Raw genomic sequence first — 7,850 nt, forward strand, 5'->3', positions numbered from 1 at the left:
CCCCCGAGGTACTTGGAAAACCAAAGAAGCGGGGGCGCGTTCCGGGACTACTCGATGACCGGAACGCCGGTGGCGTCCTGCAGCCACTCGGCCTCGATCGCGGCCAGCTTGCCGCTGTCCTTCAGCGCGGCCAGGGCCTCGTTCACGCAGGTCTTGAGCGGGCTGCCTTCTTCCATCAGCAGGCCGAACTGGTCGGGATTGTCGCTGCGCTCGGGCGGGAACTGGCCCAGGATGGTGCCGTTTTCGACCACCACGGCCGAGAGGTACAGCGCCGTCGGCAGGTCAAAAAGCGCGGCGTCGATCTGGCCCGCCTGCATGGCCGCGGTCACGTCGACGTTGTCGCCGTAGAGCATCGGCTGCTTGTCCGGGCCGATCAGGTCCATCAGCATCGGCACGGCGGTGGTGTTGGCATCAGCCCCCCAGAGCAGGGTTTTCAGGCTGGCCACGGTCGGCTGCGCGCCGCCATCGACCACGGATTGCGTGGTCAGGACCGCCATCGCGGAACTGTAGTAGGGGTCGGAGAAATCGACGACCTTCTCACGCTCTTCGGTGATCGAGAACTGCTGCATGTTGATGTCGAAATTCTTGGCGCCGGGCTGGATCGACTGGTCGAAGGATGTGCGCACCCAGGTGACCTGGTCGGCGGCGAATCCCATTTCCCCGGCCAGGGCATAGGCCACTGCGGCCTCGAATCCCTTGCCGCTTTCGGGGGCGTCATCCAGGACCCAGGGGTAATAGGCGGGATTGCCGGTGGCGATGGTCAGCACGCCGTCGGTCAGGGTCTTGCCGGTGGCACAAGTGTCCTGGGCCAGCGCGGCGCCCGCGAGGCCGCAGGCGAGCGCGGTGAAAGTCATGAGTTTCATCGGAATTACCCCTGTCGGTTTTTTGACTGGTGGCAGAGTTGCCGCCCCTGCGCCGCTTGTCAATTTGCCGGTGTCTTTGGCCCCTGCGCACCTGAACCGCAAGCCCTGGTCCGGATGTCGTGATCCTGTGATCCGGCTGTCATAGGGTCGTGGCGATTCGGACGGGGGCTGTGTCATGAAATTCATCCACATGTCGGATATTCACCTGGGCGTGCCGGGCATGTTGATCGAGGGGATCGACCCGCACGAACGCCTGGCCCGCGCGTTTGGCCATATCGCCGAGCATCATTCGGACGCGGTACGGCTGGTCATCACCGGCGACCTTGCCCATTGGGCAGACCCCGAGGCCTATGCGGCGCTGAAACAGGCACTGCGCGTGCTGCCGATCCCGGTGCGCCTGATGGTGGGCAACCATGACGACAGGACTGCCTTCCTGGAGCAATTCCCAGAACATCCACGCGACGCGGCCGGTTTCATCAACCATGCCGAGGACCTGCCCGAGGGGCGGTTCATCTATTGCGACACGGTCCAGCCGCAAAGCCACGCGGGCCATTTCTGCGAGGTGCGCCTGGACTGGCTGCGGGCGCAGCTGGAGGGCTGTGCCCGCGCGTTCCTGTTCTTTCACCACAACCCGTTGCACCTGGGCGATCCGTCCTCGGACATGCTGTCCCTGAACGACCGTGACCAGGCGGGGCTGAGGCCGCTCTTGAAGGCGCATCGCGACAAGATCGTGCACATTTTCTTTGGTCATGTGCACGAACCGCTGTCGGGCACGCTGGCAGGCATCCCCTTTTCCGGCGTGGCGTCGACGGTGCACCAGGTGATCCCGAACCTGTCGCCCTCGAAGCTTTCGGGCATGGGGCCGCTGGAACCGTCCTACCGCGTTGTGCTGATGCGGGGAGAGGACGTGGTGGTGCACCAGATCCCCTTTGCCTGGGACGGCGAGGTGATCTGGCACGGCAACGACTGGGAAGACTGGGCCCGGGAAGCATGACCCGGGACGGCGGGGCAAGCCCCGCCCTGCGCCCGTGTTGCCCTCAGCCCGGTTTGTAATCGCGGTTGGCCTCGGGGTCTTCGTCCGAGAAGGGCAGTTTCGACAGCTCGTCCCAGAGCGTCTCCGGCAGTTTCATTGCTGCCCAGTCAAGCGTCTGTTGCACGCGTTCGGGTTTCGACACGCCGACCACGGTCGAGGTGATGCGCGGATCGCGCAGCGAGAACTGCAGTGCGGCCGGGCCGGTCGGCACGCCGTGGCGGGCGCAGACCTCCTCGATGGCGCGCACCGGGGCCAGGGCGGCATCGTCGGCCTCCTGGTAGGTGATGCGCGGCATGGCGGCGCTGCCCTTGGCCAGCACGCCGCTGGCAAAAGGCGCGGCGTTCAGAACGGCAATGTCGTTGTCATAGGCATAGTCGAACATCGCATCCGCCGAGCGGTTCAGCAGGGTGAACCGGTTGTGAGAGATCAGCGCGTCGAATGGATAGGCGCGCAGGATCGGCTCCATCACATCCAGCCTGCCCGCCGCCAGTCCGACGGCCTGTGCCAGCCCCTCTTCCTTGAGCTTGAACAACTCGTCCAGCGCGCCGCCATCGCCTGTGATCTCGCCCAGGTCGCGGGCATGTTCCGGGTCATGCAGGTGCAGGAGCGGGATGCTGTCGAGGTTCAGTGCCGCCAGGCTTTCCTCCAGCGACTGGCGCACGCGGGCGGCATCGAAGCGCCCGGTCTCCATCTCGCGGTCCAGCTTGGTCGACAGGACAAAACCTTCGGGTAGGCCGCCACGGTCCTTGATCACGGCACCGATCCGTTCCTCGGACCGGCCGAACCCGTAGTTGCGCGAGGTGTCGAGAAAATTCACCGGCCCGTCAAAGATCGCCTCGACCGTGGCACGCGCGCGGTCTTCGTCCACCGAATAGCCATATGTGTCGGGCATGTCGCCCAGGGCGGAGCCACCAAAGCAAAGCTCGGTAACTTCGAGATCGGTCTTGCCAAGGGCGAATTTCGGCATGGGGTCTCCTCCTGTCTGCGCCTGCGTGAAGGGGCAGGACTGCCCGCAAGTTGTGCGACGAAAGCGCCTCGCGGGCAAGGGGACAGGCCCCGGGGCAGGCCCGGGGCGCGTTTGCCAGGGCCGTCAGGCGGCGTCGTAGTGGGTGAACACGCGCGTCGTCCCATCGCGCAGGATCAGGTGGACGTCGTAGGCCTCGCGCTCATCCTCCGGCCCCATGCCGGGAGAGCCGTAGGGCATGCCCGGCACGGCAAGGCCGCGCGCCTCCGGGCGTTCCTCCAGCAGGCGGCGGATGTCCGCGGCGGGGACGTGACCCTCGATCAGGTAGCCCTCGATCCGGGCGGTGTGGCACGAGGCCATCTTGGGCGGGATGCCGTTGTCCATCTTGTAGCGGATCAGCGCCGCGTTGTGGGTGTCCTCGGTGGTGACCGCAAATCCTTCTTGGCGCAGGATCTTGACCCAGGAACTGCAGCAGCCGCAATTGCGGTCCTTGAGCACGTGGATCTCCGGTGCGGCAGCCCGCAGCATGCCGGGCAGGGTGGTGACCGCAAGGGCGCCCATCAGCAGGCCGCGACGGTGGAGGGGGGTGATCGGCATGGTTCTTGTCTTCCTTTCTTCTGGCCCAGCACAGGGTCGCCTGACCAGATAGGGCTTCCCCTTGGGGGAAGGTCAAGGCACGGGGTCATGTACGGGGGCGCGTCATGCCCGGATCAAAGGGGCTGGACGGGATGACGTCTGCCGGGATCAGGTCCCCCAGCAGGTCCAGCTCCACACGGCTGCCTGGCGCGGCAAGGTCAGGCACGACGAAACCCAGCGCCAGGTTCATCCCCGTGCGGTGCCCGTAGGCGCCGGAAGTGACGGTGCCGACAACCTTGCCGTCCCGCATCATCGAGGCGCCGGGCTGGGCCACACGGTCTGTCGCCCCGTGCCGCAGGGTGACAAGGCACCTTCCCGGACCCTTCGCCCGGCGTCGCATCAGCGCCTCTTTCCCGACAAATGCCTTGGTGGTCGAGACGAAGCGTCCCAACCCGGTCTCGTAGGGGTCGTACTCTGTCAGCAGGTCCGATTTCCAGTGCAGAAAGCTCTTCTCCAGCCGCATGGACTCGATCGCGTGACTGCCGAACAGGCGCATCCCTTGCGCGGTGCCGGCCTCTTGCAGGGCGGAATAGGCGGCCATAAGCGAGGCGTTGGGTACGTGGATCTCATAGGCCAGTTCGCCAGAGAAACTGACCGACAGAACGGTGGCCGGGGCGTAGCCGATGAAACATTCGCGCGCGGACAGCCAGGGAAAGCCGCTGGCGGACCAGTCGCCGCGCGCGACCTTGGACAGGATCGCGCGGGCGCCGGGGCCGGCGAGCACGAGGATGGTCATGTCCTGCGTCAGGCTGTGCAATTGCACGTCCTCGCCCGGACGCATGTGCCCGGCCAGCCAGTCATGATCGTGCCGTTCCGAAGCTGCGGCAGAGCCGTACCAGACACGGTCCGTGCCCCGGTCGGAGGCGGGCAGTTTGGCGAAGGTCGCCTCTGCCTTGATGCAGCCATGATCGTTGAGCAGGTAACCCAGCCCGACGCAGCCCGCCTGCCGGGGGACGCGACCACAACAGAGCCGGTCGAGAAACGCATGCCTGTCGCGGCCCGTGATCTCGATACGGTTGAATCCGTTGATCTCTGCCAGTCCCACGCGGGTGTGGACGGCCTGGACCTCTTCGGCAACCGTCGCGTGGGTTTCGTCAAACCGGAAGCTGGGCGTGATCTGCAGGTCCGGGGCAAAGACCTCTGCCCGTTCCCATCCGTTGACCGGGGCAAAATGTGCACCCTCGGCCCTAAGGATCGGGGTCAGGGGGGTGGTGCGGGCCATGCGGCCCGCCGGGCGGTGTTCGTTTGGAAAGTGAAAGCGGAACTCGTTCTGGTATTCCTGCACGGCCATGCGGGCGGTCAGCTCGACATTGGTGTGCGGGCCATAGCGGCGCGGGTCCAGCGCCCAGGTGTCATAGATTGCCTCTCCATGCACGATCTGCTGGGCCAGAAGCCAGCCGTGCCCGCCGCCTTCTCCCAGGCCCGCGCGCAACCCGATGATGCAATAGGCGTTGCGCTGGCCCGGGATCGGCCCGACCAGCGGCGCGCCGTCGATGGTATAGGTGATCGGGCCGTTCACGATGGTATGGATGCCCGCGTCGCGCAAGGCAGGCATCCGGGCAAAGGCGCCCTCCAGCACGTCCATGATACGGTCCAGATCGTCGGGGCAGAGCGCGTTGGTAAAGTTCGGGTCGATCCCGTCCATGCCCCAGGTGCGACAGTCCTGTTCGTAGAAACCGATCAGCAGCCCGGTCTTGTCCTGTCGGCAATAGTAGTCCGAGATCGGGCAGCGAAGCAGTGGCATCCGGTGACCCGCGTCCCGGATCGCAGGGATTTCCTCGGTCACGAAGTACTGGTGTTCCATCGACATGACCGGGTGGTGTACGCCCATCATCGCCCCGACCTCGTTCACGCGGTAGCCGCAGGCGTTGACGACGACCTCGGTGTGGATCTCGCCCCGGGGCGTGGTGACGATCCAGCTGTCGTCCGGCAACTGGCGCAGGGCGGTGACAGGCGTGTTGCGATGCACCTCTGCCCCGGCTTTTCGGGCCCGCCGTGCCAGGGCCTGGCACAATTGCGCCGGGTCGATGTCGCCGTCCAGCGGATCCCAAAGCCCGCCGACAAGGTTGTCGGTGGAAATCAACGGGTGGCGGCGGGCGCACTCCTGGGCGTCGATGATCTCGAAATGCACCCCCATGCCCCGTGCCATGCTGGCGAAATGGCGATAGCCGTCCATCTGCGCCCCGGTGTTGGCCAACCGAATTCCACCGTCGGCATGGTGGTAGGTGATCGGGTACTCCGGGTCCTCGGACAATTCCTTGTAGAGCGCAATGGAATGACTTTTCAGGCCGACCATCGTCTGAGTCATGCCGAAATTCGTCACCTGCGCCGCGGAATGCCAGGTCGTACCAGAGGTCAGCTCGTCCCGTTCCAGCAGCATGACATCGGTCCACCCCTCCTGCGTCAGGTGGTAAAGCGTCGAACATCCGGCGATGCCGCCGCCGATGACGACGGCGCGAGTGGTGGTCTTCATGTGCGGGCCTCCTGGTGCTGTTGCCAATCGGGGGCGAACTCCGACACTTGGGCAAGGCGGCTTTCGTGACTTAAGCGCCTCGAAAAAGGAGTTTTTGAAAGTCTTCAGGTGCATGCGGCGGCTTGTCATGTGCGGCGGTGCAGCCCGTAGTGATCCGCATGGATATCGAAAAGGATCAGCGCGGCCTGCGCCAGGTGCGGGAGGGGAGGCGGCCTGGCGGTCGTCTCGCGCGTCATGCAGCCCGGGCCAAGGGGCTGGCCAGTCCGGCGCCGCCAGGCCAGGTCGGCGGGCAATACGCACCGTTGAGCGATGCCGACATCGTGGCGATCTATGCTGCCGCCAAGCGCCTGCTGGCAGAACTGGGCATGGGCGAGGTCCCCGACCGGCTACGGGCCGATCTGTTGACCGCCGGGGCCGAGGCGCAAGGCCCGCGGGTCCTGTTTCCGGCTGCGCTGGTCGATGCGGCGGTGGACCGGGCGGCAAAACGCTTTGTCCTTCACGGCCGCGATCCCGCCCGCGACATCGAGGTGGGCGGTGACCGGGTGTATTTTGGCACCGGCGGGGCGGCGGTGCAGGTCGTGGACTTGGACAGCGGGTTTTACAGGGCGGCCACCCTGCAGGACCTGCGGGACTTCACCCGCCTGCAGGACGCGCTTGAGAACATCAGCTGGTTCACCCGGTGCTGCATCGCCACCGATGTGTCCGACGCCCGCGACCTGGACCTGAACACCGCCTTCGCGCTGCTGGCCGGGACGACAAAGCCGGTGGCCAGCGCCTTTACCCTGGCCGAAAACGTGGCACCCGTCGTGGCAATGATGGACATGGCGCTGGGAGGCGAGGGCGCGTTTTCCGCCCGCCCTTTCCTAAAGGCGCATGTCAGCCCGGTGATCTCGCCCATGCGGTATGGGGCCGATGCTGTCGAGGTGGTCTATGCCTGCATCGCTGCCAACATGCCGTTGTCCTGCATCACCGCGGCACAGGCCGGGGCGACGGCGCCGGCGACTTTGGCGGGGTTCCTGGCGCAGTCATTGGCCGAAACGCTGGCCAGCCTGGTCATGGTCCATGCCATCCGACCGGGGCATCCGATGGTCTTTTCGAACTGGCCCTTCGTCGTGGATCTTCGCACGGGGGCCTTTTCGGGCGGTGGCGGAGAGGTCGCTTTGCTGAACGCGGCATCGGCGCAGTTATCGAACTGGCTGGATCTGCCGTCTGGGGTGGCCTGTTCGATGACGGATGCGAAGACGGTGGATGCGCAGTACGGGATGGAAAAGGCGATGACGGCGCTGGCGGCGGGGCTTGCGGGCGGCAACCTGGTCTACGAGAGCGCGGGCATGACCGCCGCCTTGCTGGGCGCCAGTTACGAGGGTTTTGTCCTGGACAACGAGATGCTGGGGGCAGTCCAACGGGTGCTGCGCGGGATCGAGGTCAGCGAGGACACGCTGGGTGTCGAGGCGATCCGGGCCGCGGTCCTTGGCCAGGGGCATTTCCTGGGGGCCGACCAGACCCGCGAGGCGATGGAACGGGACTATCTCTATCCGCGCCTCGCGGACCGCAGCGATCCACGCAGCTGGGAACTGGCCGGGGCCGAAGAGGCGCGGACAAGGGCAAAGGCCGAGGCGCGGCATATCCTGGCCACGCATCGGCCTGTTTACCTGGAGGCGGCGCGGGAAAGTGCGATCCGGGCCGCCTTTCCCTGCCTGCGGTGAGCGCGCGCGTCGGTCAGGCGGCCTGGCTCTGCGCGGTCGGTCTGGGGGTGCGCTGAGCAGCCGTTCCGCCGATTTTCAACCCCGCCAGCGCGGCGGCCACTTCGGTGGCGTTCTGGCGCATGATCGAGGCGGCGGCGGTCGTCTGTTCCACCATCGCCGCGTTCTGCTGGGTGAC

Annotated in this window: 6 protein-coding genes; 2 read left to right on the forward strand and 4 right to left on the reverse strand. The window is 66.1% G+C overall.

Going from position 1 to position 7,850, the window contains the following annotated elements:
- Positions 1-47: 47 nt before the first annotated feature.
- Positions 48-863, reverse strand: a complete 816-nt coding sequence (locus tag PVW46_RS15810) for an ABC transporter substrate-binding protein (protein ID WP_069209319.1) — start codon at positions 861-863, stop codon at positions 48-50.
- Positions 864-1,038: 175 nt separating this feature from the next.
- On the opposite strand from PVW46_RS15810, the gene PVW46_RS15815 reads away from it, so the two are divergent.
- Positions 1,039-1,857, forward strand: coding sequence for a metallophosphoesterase (locus PVW46_RS15815; protein ID WP_043135918.1), 819 nt, complete (start codon positions 1,039-1,041; stop codon positions 1,855-1,857).
- Between the two features lie 43 nt (positions 1,858-1,900).
- Here the strand turns inward: PVW46_RS15815 and PVW46_RS15820 are convergent, their stop codons facing one another.
- The 3 genes from PVW46_RS15820 to PVW46_RS15830 all read right to left on the reverse strand — a co-directional run bounded on the left by PVW46_RS15820 (position 1,901) and on the right by PVW46_RS15830 (position 5,969).
- Positions 1,901-2,863: an aldo/keto reductase gene (locus PVW46_RS15820; protein ID WP_069209318.1), complete on the reverse strand. Its 963-nt coding sequence runs from the start codon at positions 2,861-2,863 to the stop codon at positions 1,901-1,903.
- A gap of 123 nt (positions 2,864-2,986) precedes the next feature.
- Positions 2,987-3,457, reverse strand: a complete 471-nt coding sequence (locus tag PVW46_RS15825; protein WP_069209317.1) for a DUF411 domain-containing protein — start codon at positions 3,455-3,457, stop codon at positions 2,987-2,989.
- 85 nt (positions 3,458-3,542) lie between these two features.
- Positions 3,543-5,969: an FAD-dependent oxidoreductase gene (locus PVW46_RS15830; RefSeq protein WP_069209316.1), complete on the reverse strand. Its 2,427-nt coding sequence runs from the start codon at positions 5,967-5,969 to the stop codon at positions 3,543-3,545.
- Between the two features lie 158 nt (positions 5,970-6,127).
- On the opposite strand from PVW46_RS15830, the gene PVW46_RS15835 reads away from it, so the two are divergent.
- On the forward strand, positions 6,128-7,675 hold the full coding sequence (locus tag PVW46_RS15835; RefSeq protein WP_069209315.1) for a trimethylamine methyltransferase family protein: 1,548 nt from the start codon (positions 6,128-6,130) through the stop codon (positions 7,673-7,675).
- Positions 7,676-7,850 lie beyond the last annotated feature (175 nt).

Origin of the sequence: Mameliella sp. AT18 (assembly GCF_028807275.1) — a bacterium.
In the GTDB taxonomy this organism is placed as follows: domain Bacteria; phylum Pseudomonadota; class Alphaproteobacteria; order Rhodobacterales; family Rhodobacteraceae; genus Antarctobacter; species Antarctobacter albus.

Coding starts and splice junctions, on each gene's coding strand:
- PVW46_RS15810 (WP_069209319.1), bottom strand. CDS start 863: ATGAAACTCATGACTTTCACCGCGCTCGCCTGCGGCCTCGCGGGCGCC.
- PVW46_RS15815 (WP_043135918.1), top strand. CDS start 1,039: ATGAAATTCATCCACATGTCGGATATTCACCTGGGCGTGCCGGGCATG.
- PVW46_RS15820 (WP_069209318.1), bottom strand. CDS start 2,863: ATGCCGAAATTCGCCCTTGGCAAGACCGATCTCGAAGTTACCGAGCTT.
- PVW46_RS15825 (WP_069209317.1), bottom strand. CDS start 3,457: ATGCCGATCACCCCCCTCCACCGTCGCGGCCTGCTGATGGGCGCCCTT.
- PVW46_RS15830 (WP_069209316.1), bottom strand. CDS start 5,969: ATGAAGACCACCACTCGCGCCGTCGTCATCGGCGGCGGCATCGCCGGA.
- PVW46_RS15835 (WP_069209315.1), top strand. CDS start 6,128: ATGGATATCGAAAAGGATCAGCGCGGCCTGCGCCAGGTGCGGGAGGGG.